Below are 21,063 nucleotides of genomic sequence, written 5' to 3'. Positions count from 1 at the left end.
TTGGTCCAAAGCACGATAAAATAGCCGTCGAAGCGGGGCATTGCCTCGAATAGAGGTCTGAAATACCGAATGACAAAACAATCCACCCATCGCGGCATCCATTACGGATTGGCGCTGTTGATATCAGCGTCTCTCGCCGGCCTCGCGATGCCTTCGTCCGCGCAGAACGTTCCCGTTCCGAAGCCCGCGCCGAAGGCCCGAGACGGCGGCGTGCAGCTGAGTGCACAGGGCGCGCCGAGGACGACGGGGACGACATCCCAGGCGCCGCCGAACCCGGTGATCCCCGATCCGCACCGCAATGTCCCTGCCAGTATCTTTTCGAGCTTCGATGCCAACCAGAAGGCGCAAGCCGCCAAGGTGAGTTCGTATCTGTCGTCGCTGCAGACGCTGGTCGGGAATTTCGTCCAGGTCGGACCCGATGGCAGCAAGACCAAGGGCGACTTCTACATCCAGAAACCGGGCAAGGTGCGTTTCGAATATGACGATCCGACGCCGATCGCCATCATCGCCGACGGCTCGTCGCTGGCGGTGCGCGACCGCAAGCTCGCGACCCAGGACATCTATCCGCTGTCGCAGACGCCGCTGCGGTTTCTGCTGTCGGATCGCATCGATCTGATGAAGGACACCAACGTCGTCAACGTCACCGCCGACGATGTCTTCATCAGCGTCACCATCGAAGAGAAGCAGGCACTGATCGGGACCAGCCGGCTGATGCTGATGATCGGCACCAAGGACGGCCAGCTCAAGCAATGGACTGTGACCGACCCGCAGGGCTACGACACCACGGTCGCGGTCTACAATCTGGATACGTCGAAGAAGGTCGATCCCAATTTGTTCAAGATCGACTTCACCAATTATCCGACCTCGCCGGGCTGATTTTGCGGCCTCGCGCGTTCGTTTCCCTGTGGAGAGCTGGAAAACCGCAGCACGAACCGTGGTAAGACACGGTTCTCATGCGCTTCTCCCTGACAACGTGGAATATCAACTCGGTGCGCCTGCGCATCGATCTCGTCGCCAGGTTTCTCAAGTCGGTGCGGCCGGACGTGCTTTGCCTGCAGGAAACCAAATGCATCGACGATGCCTTCCCGCTGAAGCGCTTCAAGCGTCTCGGCTACGAGCACGTCGCGCTGAACGGGCAGAAGGGCTATCACGGCGTCGCCATCGTCTCGAAGCTGCCGTTCGAGAGCAAGGATGTAAGAACCTTCTGTGACAACATCGATTCTCGGCACATCTCGGTTTCATTCGGCGAGAAGGCGCAGCTCGTAAAGCCGCTGGTGCTGCATAATTTCTACGTCCCGGCCGGCGGCGATATTCCCGATCCCGCGCTCAATCCGAAGTTCGACCACAAGCTGAAATTTCTCGACGAGATGAAAGCCTGCGAGCCGCTGCATCCGCGCGGCGACGACCGGCATATCCTGGTCGGCGATCTCAACGTGGCGCCGCATGAGAACGACGTCTGGTCGCACAAGCAATTGTTGAAAGTCGTGTCGCACACCCCGATCGAGACTGAAAAACTGCTGGCCGCCCAGACGCACGGCGAATGGTTCGACGTCGCGCGGGAGCGCATACCGCTTTCGGAGAAGGTCTACACCTGGTGGAGCTACCGCGCCGCCGACTGGACCGTCGGCGACCGCGGCCGCCGGCTCGACCACATCTGGGTCTCGCGGGCGCTGAAGGACGGTGTCAGCGATTTCAGGATCACGCGGGATGCGCGCGGCTGGGAGCGGCCGTCGGACCATGTCCCGGTGACGGTGACGCTGGAGGTGTGATTGCGGTCAGATACTCAGCTTTGCACCCGCCATCAAAATGTCGCTGGCGAGCTGGCTGGTGCGGGTGGCGAGCTCGTCGCGCAGGCGGCGGGCCGCGGCGGGGTCGCTTTCGAGCACGCGCTGAAACAGACTGCGCGCAACCCTGAGCACGGTGGAATGTTCGATCGCGATCGCCGTGGACGGCCGCCGCATCGCGACGATCAAAGCGAGCTCGCCGATCAGGGCGCCGGGACCGGCGATGATCTCGGCGCCGCCATCCTCGACCCGGAAGGCGCCGCGCTGCACGATATAGCCCGCATCGGCGTCGTCGCCGGCATTGAACAGGCGGTCGCCACGCGCAAAGTCGCGCTGTTCCGAGCCGATCGCCAGCATGCGCAGCGCCGTATTGCCCAACAGGCGCAATGTCGGGACCCGCTCAAGCAGGGCTACATCATCTTCGATCGACATACGGGACCGGTGACCGGGATGCGCAAAGAGTTACGATTCGCGGACCGAATCGTATCACGGCACCAGCTTGTAGCCACCGGCTTCCGTCACCAGGATCTCGGGATTGGCAGCATCTTTTTCGATCTTCTGCCTGAGCCGGTAGATGTGCGTTTCCAGGGTATGGGTGGTGACGCCCGAATTATAGCCCCACACTTCCTGCAGCAGCGTCTCGCGCGACACCGGCAGCTGGCCGGCACGATAGAGGAAACGCAGGATCGCGGTTTCCTTCTCGGTCAGCCGCACTTTTCGGGCATTGGCGCCGGTCAGCATCTTGGAGCCGGGGCGGAAAGAGTAGGGGCCGACGGAGAACACCGCGTCCTCGCTGGCCTCGTGCTGGCGCAGCTGCGCCCGGATCCGGGCCAGCAGCACCGCAAACCGGAACGGCTTTGCGACATAGTCGTTGGCGCCGGATTCGAGGCCCAAAATGGTGTCCGAATCGGTGTCGTGGCCGGTCAGCATGATGATCGGCGCCTTGAAGCCGCCCTTTCGCAGCGACCGGACAACCTCGCGCCCGTCGGTATCGGGCAGCCCGACATCCATCAGCACGAGATCGGGGGCATTGGCCTTGGCCGCGCTGGCGCCCTTGGCGCCGGTATCGACCGCGGAGGCTTCGAATTCCTCGTGCAGCGACAGCTGCTCGACCAGCGTATCGCGCAGATCGGTATCGTCATCCACGATCAGGATCTTGCGGGCATTGGCCATAGGTTACCATCCTCTTGGGGCAGGCGGCGGCACAAGCGGAAGCGCTTTTGGCCGAGACTTGATAGTTAGATTCGTACACAGGTAGGCGATTGTTACCGATTCACAAGCAGGCCGCACTCTATCCCAAAACCGGCACGCCTTTGGATGAATGTCCTGTAATGGCGCCAGATAGAACAATCGAGGCTGGGGAGGCAACCCGGGATTAGAGCGATTCTCATGATAAACCCCAATCTTTCAATCGCTTATGAGACAGTTGCCCGTGATCGGCCGCTCTCGGCGATCAGGGTTCACCCCGCCGCCGGCGACCCGCGCCGGGGCTGGCTGACCGCGGACGGCTGGACCGCGCCGGTGGCACTTGGTCGCGGGGGCATCCTGGCCAACAAGCGCGAAGGCGATGGCGGGACCCCCAAAGGGACCTTCTATCCCCGGCAATTGTGGTGGCGCGCCGACCGTCACCCACGGCCGCGAACCTACCTGCCGGTGCGCCCGATCCGGCCCGATGACGCCTGGTGCGAGGACCCGAACGACCGCCATTACAATCAGCCGATGCGGCTCAGCTGCGATCAGGCCGGCGACCGGCTCACGCGCGAGGATCACCTCTACGATTTCATCGTCGAGATCGATCACAACAGCGCCCCGCGTATCGCCGGCCGCGGCAGCGCGGTGTTCTTGCATCTGGCGCGCGCGAACTTTTCAGCCACGGCGGGATGCGTGTCGATGACGAAGTCCTCCATGCTGCGGCTGTTGCGGCGGATGAGCCGGCAGACCAAGATCATCATCGGGTAATCAAACCATGCTCGACAAGAACCAGATCGCCGTGGCATCCAGTATCCTGCACGATCATTGGCGCGCCGGGACCAAGTTCGACGCGCTCGACGCTTCGCTGCGGCCACGCGATCGCGCCGAGGGCTACGCCATTCAAGCGGCGATCGAGAATTATTCGAGCGGAGAATTGTTCGGCTGGAAAATCGCAGCCACCAGCGAGGCCGGCCAGAAGCACATCAATGTCGAGGGCCCGATGGCCGGACGCATCCTGCCTGAGACGATTATACCGGATGGCGGCACCGCTTCGATGGCCGGAAATGAAATGCGCGTCGGCGAGCCGGAATTCGCCTTTCACATGGCGAGAGACCTGCCGCCGCGGCCGGCGCCCTACACGGTGCAGGAGGTTCTGGACGCGGTCGACACGCTGCATCCCGCGATCGAGATTCCGGATTCGCGTTTTGCAGATTTCGTGCGCGCCGGCGCCGCGCAAATCATCGCCGACAATGCCTGTGCGCACCTGTTCGTGCTGGGCGCGCCGACGGCTGCGAACTGGCGCGCGCGCGATCTCGTCGAGGAGAGGCCGGTCATCACGTTGCGCGGACAACGCTATGTCGGGCACGGCAAGAACGTGCTCGGCGATCCCAGGATCGCACTGGCCTGGCTCGCCAATGAATTGCGCGCGCTTGGTGTGACGTTGAGAGCAGGCGAGGTGGTGACGACAGGCACCTGCCATCCACCGCTGCCGATTCAGTCCGGGGATTTGTTCGCGGCGGATTTCGGCGCGCTTGGGAAAGTGTCGGTGCGGTTTGAGTAGGCTCTCTCAACGTCATTGCGAGCCACCGGGTCGCGCGAATGCGCGCCCGATGACAGGCTCCGCGAAGCAATCCACGCCGCCGCAAAAAGAAAGAATGGATTGCTTCGTCGCTGCGCTCCTCGCAATGACGGAAGGATGGATCGCGCGGCTCTACCGATGCCCGAAGATCGCCGAGCCCACGCGTATGTGCGTTGCGCCCATCTGGATCGCGATCGCAAAATCGGCGCTCATGCCCATCGACAGATTCTTCAATCCGTTGCGCGCGGCGATCTTCGCGGTCAGCGCGAAATGCGGCGCCGGCGCCTCGTCGACCGGCGGGATGCACATCAGGCCAGAAATCGCCAGGCCATATTTCTCCCGGCAGCTCGCGATGAAGGCATCCGCCTCGCCGGGCGCGACGCCGGCCTTCTGCCGTTCTTCGCCGGTATTAAGCTGGACGAACAATTCCGGCTGCTTTTTCTGAAAATTGATTTCCTTGGCTAACGCTTCGCAAATGCTCGGGCGATCGACCGAATGGATGGCGTCGAACAGTGCCACGGCCTCCTTGGCCTTGTTGGATTGCAGCGGCCCGATCAGGTGCAGCGAAATGCCGGGGTGGTCAGACATTAACCCTGGCCATTTCGCCTTGGCCTCCTGCACCCGGTTTTCGCCGAAAACGCGTTGTCCGGCGTCGATAACAGGCGAAATGGCGGCGGCGTCGAATGTCTTCGATACCGCGATCAGGGTTACCGACGTGCGATCGCGGCGCGCTTCCTTGCAGGCGCGCGCGATCTCCTGCTCCACCGTCGCGAGACCGTTTGGTAAAGGTGAGGTTAGCAAATTTGTCGTTTCCGGCGTCATGTTGTCTATCGGATCGTAACTTTATGGGGGTTTGTTCCAATTTTACCAAGTTCGGGAAAGGCTTTTTGAACCCTTCGCACTACCTTGGCACCGGGGCAGGGGGCGAAGATGTCTGGCGTTACTTTCAACCGCAACAGGGTGAAACTCAAGAAGCTTCTGGGAATCCGTGCGCGGCTGGCGCTGCTGGCGGTGATCCTGGTGGCGCCCTTGATGCTGGAACGCGCCCGCTCGCTCGAATACACCCGCGCCAAACAGATCGCGGCGGCTTCGGAGGAATTCGCCAACATCACCCAGCACAGCGCCGACACCCAGCGCGAAGTGATCTCCTCGGTCGAGACGATGCTGAAATCGGCGGCCTATATCCGCGCCTCCGGCGGCATCGCACGAAGCTGCGAAATCCTGCGCGCCAGCCTGCCGACCAACCTGCCCTGGATCCGCAGCATCATGTTCGTCAGCAAGGACGGGCTGGTGCAGTGCTCGACCCTGAACATGCAGGTGGGGCTCAGCCTCGGCGACCGCGAGTATTTCAAGAAGACACAGGCGACCCGCGACTTCGTTTTCAGCGACTATCTGTTCGGCAAGACCAACGGCCGCCCGATGATGATGGCGGCCTATCCGGTGGCCGCGATCAATCCGGAGGAAGACGCCGTCGTCGTCGCCGGCATCAATATCGACTGGCTGTCAAAGATCATGACCAATCTCGGAGGGCGGCCGGGGATTTCGTCCCTGCTGGTCGACAGCACCGGCGTCGTGATCGCAGCCCCCTCGGATCAGTCCAGCATGATCGGCCGGCCGCTCGACAATGTACCGCTGTTGGCGGCGATTGCCGAGAAAGCGCTCGGCTCCGACGCGCCGACAGGTTCGCTTTCATTCACCGCTTCCGACGGCTCGAAACGCACGATCAGCTTTGCGCGCATTCCCGGCACGCAATCGCGTCTGATCGTCAGCATCGACGAGGCCAGGGTGACGGCCGCAATCAATCGCGAGATCCGCACCGCCTATTTGCAGCTCGGCTTCGTCTGCCTGTTCGTGCTGCTTGGCGCGCTGGTCGGCGCGGAGAAGCTCATCATCGGACCGATCGAACTCATGACCGGAATGGCAAGACGGTTCGGCGAGGGCGACTGGTCGGCCCGCGTCGCGCGCAGCCGCCTACCTTCGGAATTCGTTCCATTGGCCCGCGCCTTCAACGCGATGGCGGCCCAGCTCAGCCAGCGCGAGCGCGAACTGGTCGCGACCAACGACCGGCTCACCGTGATGGCCTCGATCGACATGCTGTCAGGCCTCGCCAACCGGCGCGGCTTCCAGAGCCGCCTGGATTTCGAGTGGATGAAGGCGCAGCAATATGACAGCGAGCTGTCGCTCCTGATGATCGATGTCGATCACTTCAAGCTCTACAACGACACTTATGGCCACCCCGAGGGCGACGCCTGTCTCTCCAGGCTCGGCGAAACGCTTGCCGTGATCGCCGCCGACACCATGGGGTTCGCCGGACGCTACGGCGGCGAGGAATTTTGCCTGCTGCTGCCGAACACCGAAACCGCCCGCGCGCTCGAGATCGGCGAGATGGTGCGCGCCGCGGTCCAGGGCCTTGGCCTGCCGCACGCGACATCCAGCCACCAGACCGTCACCGTCAGCGTCGGCGTCGCCTGCACCAAACCGAACGACAGCCAGCGCCCCGGCGACCTGATCGAGGCCGCGGATGCCGCCCTCTACGCCGCCAAACACCGCGGCCGCAACGCCGTGGTCGAGCACGGCTTCGTGCGGATGGTGGATGAAGCCGGCATGGCGCTGGCGGGGTGAGGCTTCATCCCGAACAATCTGCCCGCAAGCCCGATCCAGATCTACGAATGAGATGTTCCGGCAAAGCGATAGGCGAGGGGTCCGATTCACCCGGATGAATCAGGCTCTCACCCGGCCCTGAGCCCGAGATCGAGTTCGTTCTCGGTCACGACGCGGTTACGGCCACCTCGTTTGGCGACATACAGTGCGCGATCGCAGCGATCGATCAGATCGGCCATCGACTCGCCCAGTTGAAACTGTCCAACGCCGATCGATACCGTGATGCCGGGCAGCGCCTCGCCAGTCGAACGGCGGCTAAGATGGCATTCCGCGATCAAGCGGCGAATGCGCTCGGCAACTGTCGCGCAGGTGGCGAGATCCGCACCGGGGAGCACGGCGATCAATTCTTCGCCGCCATATCGTGCCGGAAGGTCAATCTCGCGAACGCCCTCTCGCAGTACCTTCGCCATCAACCGCAGCACATGGTCTCCGACGCCGTGGCCGTACTCGTCGTTGAAACGCTTGAAGTGATCGATGTCAATCAACAACGCACTGAGCGGGTCGCCTTGTTCCATCGCCGCGATCTGGGCCTGCCGGAAAAACTCGTCCAACGCCCGGCGGTTCGGCAGACCGGTCAGCGTATCGGTCCTGGCGCGCTCCTCGGACTTGTTCAGGGAATCGCGGATGGTGTCGAGCTCACGCGATTTCTCGGCAAAGCCAGCTTCGAGCTTGGTGGCGCGGGTCGCCGCCTTGGCCAGCTCGTTCATCAGGCTTGCGACCAGCGGTTTTGGATCGACGCCGGCTTCGGTCTGCGCAGTGACGTCGCTGATAGCAGCCATTTGCGTACGGTTGTCGGCGATGGCCGTGGTCAGAAACTGCCTGGCTGACGCCATCACCGAATGCAGTTGCTGGGAGACGTCATGAGCCACCGCGTCATCCGCCCCTTTCGAGCCGATATAGGTCTCGAACAGGTCTTGATTGACAGCAACGTTGAACTTCAGCTTGTTGCCGATCAGGATGTCGATTGCCCGCCTGAGTTCGGGTGGTGTGCCGAGCGAATATTTGAACCAGACGTGAAAATTGTTCGGTGTCGGTGGCACGCGCTGTTCGGCCATCGACCGCATGGCTTTTTCCGCGACCGACGTCGCGTATTCGAAATCGAGCTCGTCGAACGCGGCGGTCACGGTATCGCTGGTTTCCCTGCCACAAGGGACAAAATGCCCTCTTCATGGGCAAGGTCTCACAAATTCATTAAGTGCACCTCAATCCGATTGGTTGCACTTCCGCCGGCGCCGTCGACATCCTCCAACCCATTGACCCATCATGGCCTTTTATGGCCTAGTCCGCCGTCTTTTGAATGGCCGCAAAACCCGAAAAAGCCCAGCGATTTCATGACCTCCGAACGCTATAACGCCCGTGATTCCGAACCGCGCTGGCAACGCCAGTGGGATGAAAAGGCGATCTTCGCCTCCAAAAACGACGATCCGCGGCCGAAATATTACGTGCTCGAGATGTTCCCCTATCCGTCCGGGCGCATCCATATGGGGCACGTTCGCAACTACGCCATGGGCGACGTGCTGGCGCGGTTCATGCGCGCCAAGGGCCTTAACGTCCTGCACCCGATGGGCTGGGATGCGTTCGGGCTGCCCGCCGAGAATGCCGCGATCGAGCGCAAGATTGCGCCCAAGGCCTGGACCTACGACAATATCGCCGCGATGAAGAAGCAGCTCCAAACTATGGGGCTCTCCCTCGACTGGTCACGTGAATTCGCGACCTGCGACCCCTCCTACTACAAGCATCAGCAGAAGATGTTCCTGGATTTTTTGCGCGTGGGCCTGGCCGAGCGCGAGAAGCGCAAGATCAACTGGGATCCGGTCGACATGACCGTGCTCGCCAACGAGCAGGTGATCGACGGCCGCGGCTGGCGTTCCGGCGCTGTGGTCGAGCAGCGCGAGATGAACCAGTGGGTCTTCAAGATCACGAAGTACTCGCAGGAGCTATTGGACGCGCTCGATGGGCTGGACCGCTGGCCCGACAAGGTGCGGCTGATGCAGCGCAACTGGATCGGCCGTTCCGAAGGCCTGCTGGTGCGTTTTGCGCTCGACCCGGCGACAACGCCCGCGGGCGAGAACGAGCTGAGGATTTTCACCACGCGTCCGGACACGCTGTTCGGCGCAAAATTCATGGCGATCGCGGCGGATCATCCGCTGGCGATTGCCGCAGCCGCCAGGAATCCAAAACTCGCCGAGTTCATCGCGGACGTAAAGCGGATCGGCACCGCGCAGGAGATCATCGACACCGCCGAGAAGCAGGGCTTTGATACCGGCATCCGCGCGGTGCATCCGTTCGATCCGAACTGGAAGCTGCCGGTCTATGTCGCCAACTTCGTGCTGATGGAATACGGCACCGGCGCGATCTTCGGCTGCCCGGCGCACGACCAGCGCGACCTCGATTTCGTCAACAAATACGGGCTCGGCAATATACCAGTGGTCTGTCCCGAAGGTCAGGACCCGAAGACGTTCGTGATCACCGACACCGCCTATGACGGTGAAGGCCGCATGATCAATTCGCGCTTCCTCGATGGCATGACCATCGAGCAGGCCAAGGAAGAGGTCGCAAAACGGCTGGAAGCCGAGCTACGCCCCCTCCCTAACCCTCCCCCGCAAGCGGGGGAGGGAAGGGTGGGGGCGGTCGGCGAGCGCCAGGTCAATTTCCGCCTGCGCGACTGGGGTATTTCGCGGCAACGCTATTGGGGCTGCCCGATCCCGGTGATCCACTGCCCGACCTGCGACGTGGTGCCAGTGCCGGACGAGGATTTGCCGGTGGTGCTGCCCGAGGATGTCACTTTCGACAAGCCGGGCAACGCGCTCGACCATCATCCGACCTGGAAGCACGTCAGCTGTCCGAAGTGCGGCGGAAAAGCGCAGCGCGAAACCGACACGATGGACACGTTCGTGGATTCGTCCTGGTATTTTGCACGCTTCACCGATCCCTGGAACGAGAAGGCGCCGACCACGCCGCCGGTCGCCAACCGGATGATGCCGGTCGACCAGTATATCGGCGGCGTCGAGCACGCGATCCTGCATCTGCTGTACAGCCGTTTCTTCACCCGCGCGATGAAGGCGACCGGTCATATCGGCATGGACGAGCCGTTCGCCGGCATGTTCACGCAGGGAATGGTGGTGCACGAGACCTATCACAAGGCCGACGGCTCCTACGTCACGCCAGCCGAAGTGAGGATCGAGGCCGGAGTTAATGGAAAACGCGCCGTCCTGCTGGAGACCGGCGAAGACATCACCGTCGGCGCGATCGAGAAGATGTCGAAGTCGAAGCGCAACACGGTCGATCCTGACGATATCATTGGAGCTTACGGCGCCGACGTTGCCCGCTGGTTCATGCTGTCCGACTCCCCGCCGGACCGCGACGTGATCTGGAGCGAGGAAGGCGTTAAGGGCGCGAGCCGTTTTGTACAGAGGCTTTGGCGGCTAACGAATGAAATCGCCGATCTTCTACCAAGTTCTGCAGTTCCCCACGATCAATTTGGTGAAGCAGCGACCAAAATTAGGAAGATAATCCATCGCGCCTTGGCCCGTTATGATGAAGACATTCAGCGGCTTCGTTTCAACGTCTGCGTCGCAAATATTTACGATCTGGTGAATAAGCTTGATGAGGAGCTTCGGGCTGCTTGGGGTCCGGACGACCAAGAACCTGACTTTGATGTTTCAACAGCCCTCGTTGAGGCCTGGGTCATCCTTGTTCAACTGTTCGCGCCCATGATGCCTCATCTGGCCGAGGAGTGTTGGAAGGTTTTGGGCAAGTCCGGGCTGATTTCGGAGGCCGATTGGCCCCAAATCGAACGCGATTTGCTGGTTGAAGATACGGTGACGCTGGTGGTTCAGGTCAACGGCAAGAAACGGGGTGATGTTACTGTGCCACGGGGCGCCCAAAATCCGGAAATTGAGGCTGCCGTTTTGGCCCTTGATGCGGTAAAACTGGCGCTGGGCGGCAAGGCCGTGCGTAAAGTGATCGTTGTTCCCATGAGGATCGTGAATGTCGTTGGCTAGGACCCGGATCGTTGCTCGGCTGTTGGCCGTGGCCGCGCTGGCGGCGCTGACGGCTGGCTGCTTCCAGCCGATGTACGCCGAACATACCGACGGCACCCCCGGCTTGCGCGAAAAGCTGATGGGAGTGGAAGTCCCGCCGGTCGACAAAAACAACGCATCGCGGGAAGCCCGGATCCAGGTGGAAATCCGCAACGCGCTGGCGTTCAAGCTCTATGGCAATGCGACCGGTATGCCGCCGACCCATCGGCTGGTGCTGCGGTTCACTTCCAGCCGTTCGTCGCTGATCGTCGACCCCAATACGGGGCTGCCGACCAGCGAGAATTACGGCATCGACGCGCAGTACAATCTGATCGAGATCGCGACCAACAAATCGGTCATGACCGGCACGACCTTCTCGCGCGTGTCATATGATATGCCGGGTTCGTACCAGCGCTTCGCCCGCTCCCGCGCCTACCGTGATGCCGAAGATCGTGCGGCGCAGGAGATCGCGGAAAACATCCAGACCCGGCTGGCGTCGTTCTTCGTTGCCGGGACCTGAGCTCCTCGTCATTCCGGGGCGCGTGAAGCGCGAACCCGGAATCCAGAGATTGTTCGATCGAGATTCCGGGTCCACGCGCGAGCGCGTGTCCCGGAATGACGTCGTAAATTCAAACAAGGTCAGTGCGTGGTCGCGCTTCGCGGAAAAGAAATCGACGCTTTTCTCGCTCGGCCGGACGCCGGCCGGCCCATCATCCTGCTGTACGGTCCCGACGCCGGCCTGGTGCGCGAACGCGCCGATGCGTTGATCGCGTCCGCGGTCGACGATCCCAACGATCCGTTTTCGCTGGTGCGTCTCGACGGCGACGAATTGTCGGCCGAGCCGTCGCGGCTGGTCGACGAGGCGATGACGGTGCCCTTGTTCGGCGGCCGCCGCGCCATCCGGGTGCGCGCCGGCTCGCGCAGCTTTGCCAGCGGCATCGATACGCTCGCCGATTCGCCGCTAAAAGACTGCCGCATCGTGATCGAGGCCGGCGAGCTGCGGCCGGAATCGCCGCTGCGAAAAGCCTGCGAGCGCGCCAAGACCGCGGTCGCCATCGCCTGTTATCCCGACGGCGAGCGCGACCTTGCAAAACTGATCGATGAGGAGTTGCGGCCCTCGAACCTGCGCATCGCACCCGATGCGCGGGCGGTGCTGACCGCGCTGCTCGGCGGCGACCGCCAGGCCTCGCGCAACGAGCTGCGCAAGCTTGCGCTCTATGCCCACGGCAAGGGCGAGGTGACGATCGACGACGTCATGACCGTCGTCTCCGACGCGTCCGAACTGAAACTCGATCCGATCGTCGACGGCGCCTTCGCCGGCAATCCGGCCATCGTCGAAACCGAATTTGCCAAAGCGATGATCGCCGGCACCTATCCCGGCGTGATCATCTCCGCCGCCCAGCGCCAGGCGGCGTGGCTGCACAAATCGGCGCTCGCGGTGGCCGAGGGCACGCCGGTTGCGAGTTTGCTGGAGAGCGGATACCCGCGGCTGCATTTCTCGCGCAAGGGCGCCGTCGAGATCGCGCTGCGCAATTTCAATGCGGCGCGGCTCGCCGCCATCATCGATCAGCTCGGCACCGCGGCGCTCGATATGCGCAAGCAGGCAACGCTCGCGTCTGCCATCGCGCAGCGCACGCTGCTGTCGATCGCGGCGAATGCGAAGCGGCGGGGGTGAATTGCGGACGGTCCATCAACTCCCTCGCCCCGCCCTTGCGGGGAGAGGGCTGGGGTGAGGGGCTCTTCGTTCTGCGAACACCGAATGCGCGGTGAGTCCCCCTCACCCGGCGCTTCGCGCCGACCTCTCCCCGCAAGCGGGGCGAGGTTAAGAAAAGATCAGATCCCCTCGCCAGGCGGCTGTTGTGCCAGTGCGCGGAGCGCGTCGGATACAAAATCGCGAAAACAACCCCAAGCAAAGTAGGTGCGGCCCCGTCAGCCGCCCTCCAGTCGCCGCATCACCTCGTCGAGCTGTTCGAGGTTGCGGTAGCTGATCTGGACCGTGCCGCCGGGATCGCGGTGGTTGACGCTCACGGTCAGACCGAGCGCATCGCTGACGCGTTTTTCCAGCGCGATCGTGTCGGGGTCTTTTACCTTGCCGCCGCGCGCCTTCTGCGGTTTGCGTTCCGGCACGCCTTCATCATGCGCCAGCGCTTCGGCCTGACGCACGTTGAGGCCTTCCTCGACGATGCGCTTGGCGGCAGCCAGCGGATCGGGCACGCCGATCAGCGCGCGCGCATGACCTGCCGACAGATCGCCCTTGGCGATATAGGCCTGAACTTCCGCCGGCAGTTTCGTCAGCCGCATCATGTTGGCGACGTGGCTGCGGCTCTTGCCGACGATCTTGGCGATGTCTTCCTGGCTGCGTTTGAATTCGTCGGCGAGCGCGTGATAGCCCTGCGCCTCTTCCATCGCGTTGAGGTCTTCACGCTGCACGTTCTCGATGATCATGATCTCGAGCGCGTCGCTATCGCTGACATCGACCGGTACGATCGGCACCTCGTGCAGGCCCGCAAGCTGCGACGCCCGCCAGCGGCGCTCGCCGGCGATGATCTCGTAGCGATCCTGGGCGCCCTTGACCGGGCGCACCACGATCGGCTGGATCACGCCATGCTGCTTGACGGACGCGGCGAGCTCGCCGAGTTCGGTATCGGAAAAAGCCCGGCGCGGGTTGCGCGGATTTGGTTTCAAAAATTCGATCGGCACTTTGCGCTGATTGCGCGGCCGTTCGACATGCGCGGCCTCGCCGCCGACATCACCGATCAGACTTGCAAGACCGCGGCCCAGTCGCGAACGCGCTTCGTCGGCCATCGCCAGCTCCCTTGGATTCACGTAGAAGCACTCCGTAATTAGAAACTCTATTTCAGTGAAGGTGATGGCAACCCGTAGGATGGGTAGAGCGTAGCGAAACCCATCCTCTCGATCGCACACACCAAGATGGGTTTCGCTGCGCTCTACCCATCCTACGATTCAGTCTCAATGAGCGAGCAGCTCGCGCTCGCGCTGGATCACTTCGGTTGCAAGCTTGAGATAGGCGTCGCTGCCGACGCATTTGAGATCGTAGACCAGGACCGGCTTGCCGTAGGACGGCGCCTCGGAGATGCGCACGTTGCGCGGGATCATGGTGTTGTAGACTTTTGCGCCCATGAACTGCCGGACGTCGGCGACGACCTGGTTCGACAAATTGTTGCGGGAGTCGAACATGGTCAACACGATGCCGTGGATCGACAGGTTCGGATTGAGCGTCGAACGCACCTGCTCGACCGTCTGCAGCAATTGCGACAGGCCTTCGAGCGCGAAGAACTCGCATTGCAGCGGCACCAGGATCGCGTCCGACGCCGCCATCGCGTTGACGGTGAGCAAATTGAGCGACGGCGGGCAATCGATCAGCACATAGGTGTAATCGGTCTCCGCTGTCGCGCCGGTGTTGAGCGCTGCGATCGCATCGCGCAGACGGAACGCGCGGCCGGGCGTCGATCCCAGTTCGAGTTCGAGGCCGGAAAGATCCATGGTGGAGGCAGCGATATGCAGACGCGGCACCGCGGTTGCGACCACCGCCTCGCGCAGCGGCGCCTCGCCGATCAGCACGTCATAGGTCGAGCAGCTGCGGCTGCGGCGGTCGATGCCGAGACCGGTGGAGGCGTTGCCCTGCGGATCGAGATCGACGATCAGCACGCGCTCGCCGATCGCAGCGAGTGCGGTGCCCAGATTGATCGCGGTGGTGGTTTTTCCGACGCCGCCCTTCTGGTTGGCGAGCGACAATATGCGCGGATGGCCCGCCGGGGTTGGCGCCCTATCCTCTTGATAAACCTCATCAATCACGGTCATACCCGGTTACCATATGCTGCCGCGGATGATTAGCGCCGCTCGATTCGGTCGAGTTCGACGATCCAGCCGTGTCCGCCGGTGCGGCTGGAGTGGAGTCGTGGTTCGATCTTCCAATATTTAGTGGCTTCGGTCAATTCAGCCTCTACATCTTGGCCTTTGAGAAACAACGCTTTGGCGCCCTTCCCCACCAGCGGCGCTGCGAAGCCGATGAGCTGGTGTAACGGAGCCAGCGCCCGGGCAGTGACGCAATCGACGGTACCGGTGATTCTATCCACACTATCCCCGATGTCAGCCAGATGCACTGTCCCGGCCCCCGAAGTCACGCGCAGCGCCTCGCGCAGGAAGGCCGCCTTCTTGGCGTTGCGCTCGACCAGGTGAACCCGCGCACCTGAAGTCTCCGCCATCGCGCAGGCCAACACGACACCCGGAAAGCCGCCGCCACTGCCGAGATCAGCCCATGTCTTCGCCGACGGGGCGAGGCTCAGAAGCTGCAGCGAGTCCGAGATATGCCGGGTCCAGAGATTCGAAAGCGTCGATGGCGCGACGAGATTGGTCTTGGCCTGCCACTCCAGGAGGAGAGCAACATACCGATCCAGCCGCGCTTCCGTTTCACGTGAAACGGGGGTGACTGCGAGCGCTGCGGCCTTGTCGGAGGCTGGGATCGGGGATGAGGCTTGAGTTGCTGCTTTAACCATCTGTTCGGACATACTCATCATGTTGAAGCCGTCATTGCGAGCCAACGGGTCGCGCGAATGCGCGCCCGATGACAGGCTCCGCGAAGCAATCCATCTCAGCACCGGGTCCGATCATGGATTGCTTCGTCGCTTCGCTTCTCGCAATGACAATCGAGGGGACGCAGGGCCGTCCTCCTGTTTCACGTGAAACAGGATCTACGCGGTCGCCTTCACTGTCTTCCGCCGGGCTTCACGCCGCAAGTAAGCCGCCAAGATACCCAGCGCCGCCGGCGTCAGGCCATCAAGCCGTCCCGCCTGCCCCACTGTCCGCGGTCGCGCGGCCTCGAGCTTCGAACGGGCCTCGTTGGAGAGCCCCGGCACATCGGCGTAATCGATATCGGTCAGAACCAGGCCCTCGTCGCGTCTGAAGGCGTCGACGTCGGCGGTCTGGCGTTTGAGATAGACGTCGTATTTCGCATCGATCTCCAGATGGACCGCGATCGCTGGGTCAATGGCCGATAGCTCCGGCCAGATGCCCTTGAGATCAGACCATTCGATCTCCGGATAGGCCAGTAGTTCAAAGGCCGAGCGGCGGTGGCCGTCCCGATTGAGAGCCAGCCCATGCTTGGCCGCCTCGTTCGGCGTCATCGACAGCGACTTGGCCAGCGACTTGGCTGCATCCAACGCAGCCATCTTGGCCCCATGGCGCCAGGTGCGCCCCTGCCCCACACATCCCAGCGCAATTCCCTTGTCCGTCAGGCGCTGGTCGGCGTTGTCGGCCCGCAAGGTCAGGCGGTATTCGGCCCTGGAGGTGAACATCCGATAGGGCTCGGTGATCCCACGGGTGACGAGATCGTCGATCATCACCCCGAGATAGCCGTCGGCGCGGTCGAACACGACAGGTGCACCACCGCTCGCCAGCAATGCTGCGTTCAGGCCCGCAACAACCCCCTGCGCCGCCGCCTCTTCATAGCCGGTGGTGCCGTTGATCTGCCCAGCCAGGAACAGGCCCGGCAACCGCCTGGTCTGCAAGGTCGGATCGAGTTCGCGGGGATCGACATGATCGTATTCGATGGCATAGCCCGGCCGGACCATCTTTACCCGCTCAAGACCGGGAATGGTGGCCAGGATCGCGAGTTGGACCTCCTCGGGAAGCGACGTCGAGATGCCGTTTGGATAGACCGTGCTGTCATCCAGCCCTTCCGGCTCCAGAAAGATCTGGTGGCCGTCGCGGTCGCCGAAGCGGACGATCTTGTCCTCGATCGAGGGGCAATAACGCGGTCCGCTGCTCTTGATCTGGCCGGAATACATCGGCGACCGGTGCACATTGGCCCGGATCACCTCATGGGTCGCCGGCGTGGTGCGGGTGATGCCGCACTGGATCTGCGGCGTCGTGATCCGCTCGGTCAGCACCGAAAACGGCTCCGGTGGCTCGTCGCCGGGCTGCATTTCTACCGCCGACCAGTCGATGGTCGTCCCATCGAGGCGTGGGGGCGTACCGGTCTTGAGGCGTCCGAGGGTGAAGCCGGCGCGTTCGAAGGATGCCGAAAGTCCCATCGCCGGCGATTCGCCGACCCGGCCGGCCGGCCAGTTCTTCTCGCCAAGATGGATCAGGCCGCGTAAAAACGTTCCGGTAGTGATGACGACCGCGCCAGCCGCAAGCGCACGGCCATCGGCCATGCGAATGCCGGTCACCCTGCCGCTCAACACGATGAGTTCATCCGCCTCGCCCTCGATCACACTAAGATTGGCGGTCTCGGTGATCGCGGCCTGCATGGCGGCGGCGTAAAGCTTGCGATCGGCCTGGGCGCGCGGCCCGCGGACGGCCGGACCCTTGCGGCGGTTCAGCATCCGGAACTGAATCCCGCCAGCATCCGCGACCCGGCCCATCAGGCCATCCAGCGCGTCGACCTCGCGGACCAGATGGCCCTTGCCGAGACCGCCGATCGCGGGATTGCAGGACATGGCCCCGATGGTCGCAAAACGGTGGGTCACCAGGGCTGTACGCGTACCCATCCGCGCAGCGGCGCTTGCGGCTTCGCAGCCGGCGTGGCCGCCGCCGATGACGATCACGTCGAACGATTCTTGCCCTGACATCATGCTGCGACTTCTATCCCGGAGAGGCAAAAGCCGGAAGTGGGAAGTTTTGGCGGAAGACCAATGTTTCACGTGAAACAACGGGTTCCAGCGCCGAATTTACCTCTGTTTCACGTGAAACAAGCGGTCCATATAATGAACCAAGAAATATTACTTACCTACACAAAACTCGCGGAAGATGACGTCGAGAATATCCTCAACATCGACGCGCCCCAGCAGCCTTCCCAGCGAATGTGCCGCCGCCCGTAGCTCTTCCGCAGCGAGCTCCTCGCCTCTGCCGACCACTTCTATGCTGCGATGCAGCGAATCCGCTACCTCCAGCAGCAATTTCCGTTGCCGGGTCCGGCTGATCAACCCGCCCTCTCCGGCACCGAAATAATCCTGGGCGAACCTGACCAAAGCCGAGATCAGTTCCGGAAGCCCGTCGCCGCGGCTGGCCGAGATTTTAAAGCCGGCTTCCGCCCGCCCCGGCGCCCTTAACGCTCCGACCGCGTCGAGATCGATCTTGTTGCGAACCACCCAGACCGGCGCAGCGCCCTCGTGTGCAATCTTTTCATTCGCTGTATCCGCTAGCCACAACACGAGATCGGCCTCGGCGGCACGGGCCCGCGCGCGACGGACGCCCTCCTGCTCGACCGGATCCTCGGTCTCACGAATGCCGGCGGTGTCGATCACCGTCACCGGATAGCCGTCGAGATCGAGCTGCACCTCGATGACGTCGCGCGTGGTGCCGGCATGCGGCGAAACGATCGCGACCTCGCGCCGCGCCAGCTGATTCATCAGCGTCGACTTGCCGACATTCGGGGGTCCTGCGATCGCAACCACCAGCCCGTCGCGCAGACGTTCACTTCGGCCCTGTGCCGCCAGCACTTCTTCGATTTCGCCAAGCAGCGCCCTGATCTTCACCAGCGCCGGCGCGATCAATTCCGCGGGCACATCGCCCTCATCGGAGAAATCGATACCCGCTTCGATCAGCGCGGACGCCTCGATGATCCCAGCGCGCCAGGCCCTCGCCTTGTCGCCGAGCAAACCCTTGAGCTGCCGTAGCGCCTGGCGGCGCTGCCGGTCGGTGTCGGCATGAATGAGATCGTCGAGACCTTCGGCCTCGGTGAGATCGAGCTTGCCGTTCTCGAACCCCCGCCGGGTGAATTCGCCGGGCTCGGCCGGCCGTACATTTTCGAAACCGGCCAGTGCGGCGAACATTGCGGCCAGCACCGCGCGTCCGCCGTGGACATGGAATTCGGCGACGTCTTCGCCGGTCGCGCTCGCCGGGCCCGGAAACCACAGCACCACGGCATCGTCGATCGGCCGCTGGTCAGCGCCGCGTAGCAGCACGCGGGTTGCCGTTCGCGGGGCAGCCATCTTGCCGGCCAAGGCCACCAAGGCCGCCCCCGCCTGCGGCCCCGACACCCGCACGATGGCAATCGCGCTCGGCGGCCGGCCTGACGACAGCGCAAAGATTGTTTGGTCGCGAGGATGCATGACTTATTTGTTCCCGAGGAATAGGAAAGGCAACGCAATTTCAGGGAGATGATTTGGGGCTGCCCCTCGCGGCCCGAGCCGCAATATTTGCTGCAGCAAAGCCGCAGCAATTATGCCGCAAAATCCGGCGGTTTCGCGGGCCGCCAATCGGCGATCTAGTAAATCAGTTTAAATTCAGTCACTTGCTGCAGCCGCTGTGGTGGCCGTCGAATTCCGTCATGCTGCACAAGAGCCGCAGTAGACCCACGCAATATTGCAGTGCAGCAGGTATGCAAAAGGCGCCCCGTGCGAACGAGGCGCCCCTGCAAAGCCGGCCTGAAGGCTTAGGTATTCATGGAATCGAAGAATTCCGAGTTGTTCTTGGTGTTCCGGAGCTTGTCGAGCAGGAAGTCGATCGCATCCATGGTGCCCATCGGATTGAGGATCCGGCGCAGCACGTACATCTTCTTCAGGAGTTGCGGATCGGTAATCAGCTCTTCCTTGCGCGTGCCGGAGCGCGAGATGTCGATCGCCGGGAAGGTCCGCTTGTCCGAGACCTTGCGATCGAGGATCAGTTCGGAGTTACCGGTGCCCTTGAATTCTTCGAAAATGACTTCGTCCATGCGGCTGCCGGTATCGACCAGCGCGGTTGCGATGATGGTCAGCGAGCCGCCCTCCTCGATGTTGCGCGCGGCGCCGAAGAAGCGCTTTGGCCGCTGCAGCGCGTTGGCGTCGACACCGCCGGTCAACACCTTGCCGGATGACGGCACCACGGTGTTGTAAGCGCGGCCCAGACGCGTAATCGAGTCCAGGAGGATCACAACGTCACGGCCGTGCTCGACGAGACGCTTGGCCTTCTCGATCACCATCTCGGCGACCTGGACGTGCCGCACGGCCGGTTCGTCGAAGGTGGAGGAAACCACCTCGCCCTTCACCGAGCGCTGCATGTCCGTGACTTCTTCCGGACGTTCGTCGATCAGCAGCACGATCAGATAGCATTCCGGGTGATTGGCGGTGATGGAGTGCGCGATGTTTTGCATCAGCACCGTTTTACCGGTGCGCGGCGGCGCCACGATCAGGGCGCGCTGGCCTTTGCCGATCGGGGCGACGATGTCGATAACCCTTGCAGAAAGGTCTTTTCTGGTCGGGTCTTCGAGTTCGAGCCGAAAACGTTGATCCGGAAATAGCGGGGTCAGATTGTCGAAATTGACCTTGTGCTTGGACTTTTCCGGATCTTCGAAATTGAGCGTATTGACCTTGAGCAGCGCAAAATAGCGTTCGCCTTCTTTCGGGCTGCGGATGTGGCCTTCGATGGTATCGCCGGTGCGAAGACCGAAGCGGCGGATCTGCGAGGGCGAGACGTAGATGTCATCGGGGCCCGGCAGATAATTGGCATCGGGCGATCGCAAGAATCCAAAACCGTCGGAGAGAACCTCGACGACGCCTTCGCCGATAATATCGATTTCCTGGATCGCGAGCTGCTTGAGAATCGCGAACATCAGCTCCTGCTTGCGCATGGTGCTGGCATTTTCGACCCCATTCTCTTCCGCAAACGAGACGAGCTCGGCCGGCGTTTTTGCTTTGAGGTCTTGAAGTTTCATTTCCCGCATTGGGATGGTCCTGTGGAGAGTAACTAGAGGAGGGGTGCGAGGTGGCTTTAAGAAAAAGCGGACACGAAAAAAGGAAGGTCCGCAGGTCTAAGCAAGGAAAGCGCCGGTGAGGCTTCAAACCTGATGCGGCGGCCGGTCCAACGAAGAAACCGGAACGCAACC

18 protein-coding genes are annotated in these 21,063 nt (G+C 62.4%); 8 read left to right on the top strand and 10 right to left on the bottom strand.

Annotation, left to right across the window (positions count from 1 at the left end; translation table 11 throughout):
* Positions 1 to 147: 147 nt before the first annotated feature.
* Together NL528_RS01300 and NL528_RS01295 are read left to right on the top strand one after the other, a co-directional pair.
* Entirely contained in the window at positions 148 to 876 is a 729-nt protein-coding gene (locus tag NL528_RS01300; RefSeq protein ID WP_309185303.1) for an outer membrane lipoprotein carrier protein LolA, read from the top strand.
* Positions 877 to 953: 77 nt separating this feature from the next.
* A complete protein-coding gene (locus tag NL528_RS01295; RefSeq protein ID WP_309180956.1) occupies positions 954 to 1,769 on the top strand; it encodes an exodeoxyribonuclease III in 816 nt (271 codons plus the stop codon).
* 6 nt (positions 1,770 to 1,775) lie between these two features.
* On the opposite strand, the gene NL528_RS01290 is transcribed toward NL528_RS01295, so the two are convergent.
* Positions 1,776 to 2,216 (bottom strand): cyclic nucleotide-binding domain-containing protein, encoded by a 441-nt coding sequence (locus NL528_RS01290; RefSeq protein WP_309180955.1) that lies wholly within the window; start codon positions 2,214 to 2,216, stop codon positions 1,776 to 1,778.
* A gap of 54 nt (positions 2,217 to 2,270) precedes the next feature.
* The gene (locus NL528_RS01285; RefSeq protein WP_074272068.1) at positions 2,271 to 2,957 is read right to left on the bottom strand and encodes a response regulator transcription factor; all 687 of its coding nucleotides are present in this window, start codon (positions 2,955 to 2,957) and stop codon (positions 2,271 to 2,273) included.
* Positions 2,958 to 3,173: 216 nt separating this feature from the next.
* On the opposite strand from NL528_RS01285, the gene NL528_RS01280 reads away from it, so the two are divergent.
* Entirely contained in the window at positions 3,174 to 3,743 is a 570-nt protein-coding gene (locus tag NL528_RS01280; protein WP_309180954.1) for a L,D-transpeptidase family protein, read from the top strand.
* A 7-nt stretch (positions 3,744 to 3,750) separates the two neighbouring features.
* Entirely contained in the window at positions 3,751 to 4,536 is a 786-nt protein-coding gene (locus tag NL528_RS01275; RefSeq protein WP_309180953.1) for a fumarylacetoacetate hydrolase family protein, read from the top strand.
* A 150-nt stretch (positions 4,537 to 4,686) separates the two neighbouring features.
* Here NL528_RS01275 and NL528_RS01270 read toward each other — a convergent pair whose 3' ends face one another.
* Entirely contained in the window at positions 4,687 to 5,376 is a 690-nt protein-coding gene (locus NL528_RS01270) for a YggS family pyridoxal phosphate-dependent enzyme (protein WP_309180952.1), read from the bottom strand.
* A 108-nt stretch (positions 5,377 to 5,484) separates the two neighbouring features.
* Here NL528_RS01270 and NL528_RS01265 point away from each other — a divergent pair, with 108 nt between their 5' ends.
* On the top strand, positions 5,485 to 7,176 hold the full coding sequence (locus NL528_RS01265) for a diguanylate cyclase domain-containing protein (RefSeq protein ID WP_309180951.1): 1,692 nt from the start codon (positions 5,485 to 5,487) through the stop codon (positions 7,174 to 7,176).
* Positions 7,177 to 7,283: 107 nt separating this feature from the next.
* Here NL528_RS01265 and NL528_RS01260 read toward each other — a convergent pair whose 3' ends face one another.
* A complete protein-coding gene (locus NL528_RS01260; RefSeq protein WP_309185301.1) occupies positions 7,284 to 8,270 on the bottom strand; it encodes a GGDEF domain-containing protein in 987 nt (328 codons plus the stop codon).
* 276 nt (positions 8,271 to 8,546) lie between these two features.
* On the opposite strand from NL528_RS01260, the gene leuS reads away from it, so the two are divergent.
* The 3 genes from leuS (at position 8,547) to holA (ending at position 12,912) form a co-directional block, all read left to right on the top strand.
* The gene (gene leuS, locus NL528_RS01255) at positions 8,547 to 11,219 is read left to right on the top strand and encodes a leucine--tRNA ligase (protein ID WP_309180950.1); all 2,673 of its coding nucleotides are present in this window, start codon (positions 8,547 to 8,549) and stop codon (positions 11,217 to 11,219) included.
* The gene (gene lptE, locus NL528_RS01250) at positions 11,206 to 11,757 is read left to right on the top strand and encodes an LPS assembly lipoprotein LptE (protein ID WP_309180949.1); all 552 of its coding nucleotides are present in this window, start codon (positions 11,206 to 11,208) and stop codon (positions 11,755 to 11,757) included. The genes leuS and lptE overlap by 14 nt, the downstream gene beginning before the upstream one ends.
* Positions 11,758 to 11,883: 126 nt before the next feature.
* Positions 11,884 to 12,912 carry a DNA polymerase III subunit delta gene (gene holA / locus NL528_RS01245; protein ID WP_309180948.1) on the top strand — a complete coding sequence of 343 codons (1,029 nt, stop codon included), beginning with the start codon at positions 11,884 to 11,886 and terminating at the stop codon, positions 12,910 to 12,912.
* Positions 12,913 to 13,166: 254 nt separating this feature from the next.
* On the opposite strand, the gene NL528_RS01240 is transcribed toward holA, so the two are convergent.
* From NL528_RS01240 to rho, 6 genes are all read right to left on the bottom strand, one after another.
* Positions 13,167 to 14,042 (bottom strand): ParB/RepB/Spo0J family partition protein, encoded by an 876-nt coding sequence (locus NL528_RS01240; RefSeq protein ID WP_309180947.1) that lies wholly within the window; start codon positions 14,040 to 14,042, stop codon positions 13,167 to 13,169.
* 165 nt (positions 14,043 to 14,207) lie between these two features.
* On the bottom strand, positions 14,208 to 15,059 hold the full coding sequence (locus NL528_RS01235; protein WP_309180946.1) for a ParA family protein: 852 nt from the start codon (positions 15,057 to 15,059) through the stop codon (positions 14,208 to 14,210).
* Positions 15,060 to 15,088: 29 nt separating this feature from the next.
* Positions 15,089 to 15,754, bottom strand: coding sequence for a 16S rRNA (guanine(527)-N(7))-methyltransferase RsmG (rsmG, locus tag NL528_RS01230; RefSeq protein WP_309185300.1), 666 nt, complete (start codon positions 15,752 to 15,754; stop codon positions 15,089 to 15,091).
* A gap of 195 nt (positions 15,755 to 15,949) precedes the next feature.
* The gene (mnmG, locus tag NL528_RS01225) at positions 15,950 to 17,833 is read right to left on the bottom strand and encodes a tRNA uridine-5-carboxymethylaminomethyl(34) synthesis enzyme MnmG (protein ID WP_309180945.1); all 1,884 of its coding nucleotides are present in this window, start codon (positions 17,831 to 17,833) and stop codon (positions 15,950 to 15,952) included.
* A gap of 147 nt (positions 17,834 to 17,980) precedes the next feature.
* On the bottom strand, positions 17,981 to 19,312 hold the full coding sequence (gene mnmE, locus NL528_RS01220) for a tRNA uridine-5-carboxymethylaminomethyl(34) synthesis GTPase MnmE (protein ID WP_309180944.1): 1,332 nt from the start codon (positions 19,310 to 19,312) through the stop codon (positions 17,981 to 17,983).
* Between the two features lie 323 nt (positions 19,313 to 19,635).
* A complete protein-coding gene (gene rho, locus NL528_RS01215) occupies positions 19,636 to 20,901 on the bottom strand; it encodes a transcription termination factor Rho (protein WP_074272080.1) in 1,266 nt (421 codons plus the stop codon).
* Positions 20,902 to 21,063 lie beyond the last annotated feature (162 nt).

Source organism: Bradyrhizobium sp. Ash2021 (assembly GCF_031202265.1).
In the GTDB taxonomy this organism is placed as follows: domain Bacteria; phylum Pseudomonadota; class Alphaproteobacteria; order Rhizobiales; family Xanthobacteraceae; genus Bradyrhizobium.
This window is presented reverse-complemented; position numbering and strand designations above follow the sequence as displayed.

Bases quoted from the DNA above. Each gene is read 5' to 3' on its own strand.
- NL528_RS01290 (WP_309180955.1), bottom strand. From the start codon at position 2,216: ATGTCGATCGAAGATGATGTAGCCCTGCTTGAGCGGGTCCCGACATTG.
- mnmE (WP_309180944.1), bottom strand. From the start codon at position 19,312: ATGCATCCTCGCGACCAAACAATCTTTGCGCTGTCGTCAGGCCGGCCG.
- NL528_RS01260 (WP_309185301.1), bottom strand. From the start codon at position 8,270: ATGGCCGAACAGCGCGTGCCACCGACACCGAACAATTTTCACGTCTGG.
- NL528_RS01280 (WP_309180954.1), top strand. From the start codon at position 3,174: ATGATAAACCCCAATCTTTCAATCGCTTATGAGACAGTTGCCCGTGAT.
- NL528_RS01300 (WP_309185303.1), top strand. From the start codon at position 148: ATGCCTTCGTCCGCGCAGAACGTTCCCGTTCCGAAGCCCGCGCCGAAG.
- NL528_RS01285 (WP_074272068.1), bottom strand. From the start codon at position 2,957: ATGGCCAATGCCCGCAAGATCCTGATCGTGGATGACGATACCGATCTG.
- rho (WP_074272080.1), bottom strand. From the start codon at position 20,901: ATGCGGGAAATGAAACTTCAAGACCTCAAAGCAAAAACGCCGGCCGAG.
- lptE (WP_309180949.1), top strand. From the start codon at position 11,206: ATGTCGTTGGCTAGGACCCGGATCGTTGCTCGGCTGTTGGCCGTGGCC.
- NL528_RS01265 (WP_309180951.1), top strand. From the start codon at position 5,485: ATGTCTGGCGTTACTTTCAACCGCAACAGGGTGAAACTCAAGAAGCTT.
- NL528_RS01295 (WP_309180956.1), top strand. From the start codon at position 954: ATGCGCTTCTCCCTGACAACGTGGAATATCAACTCGGTGCGCCTGCGC.
- NL528_RS01270 (WP_309180952.1), bottom strand. From the start codon at position 5,376: ATGACGCCGGAAACGACAAATTTGCTAACCTCACCTTTACCAAACGGT.
- NL528_RS01235 (WP_309180946.1), bottom strand. From the start codon at position 15,059: ATGACCGTGATTGATGAGGTTTATCAAGAGGATAGGGCGCCAACCCCG.
- leuS (WP_309180950.1), top strand. From the start codon at position 8,547: ATGACCTCCGAACGCTATAACGCCCGTGATTCCGAACCGCGCTGGCAA.
- mnmG (WP_309180945.1), bottom strand. From the start codon at position 17,833: ATGATGTCAGGGCAAGAATCGTTCGACGTGATCGTCATCGGCGGCGGC.
- rsmG (WP_309185300.1), bottom strand. From the start codon at position 15,754: ATGGTTAAAGCAGCAACTCAAGCCTCATCCCCGATCCCAGCCTCCGAC.
- NL528_RS01275 (WP_309180953.1), top strand. From the start codon at position 3,751: ATGCTCGACAAGAACCAGATCGCCGTGGCATCCAGTATCCTGCACGAT.
- NL528_RS01240 (WP_309180947.1), bottom strand. From the start codon at position 14,042: ATGGCCGACGAAGCGCGTTCGCGACTGGGCCGCGGTCTTGCAAGTCTG.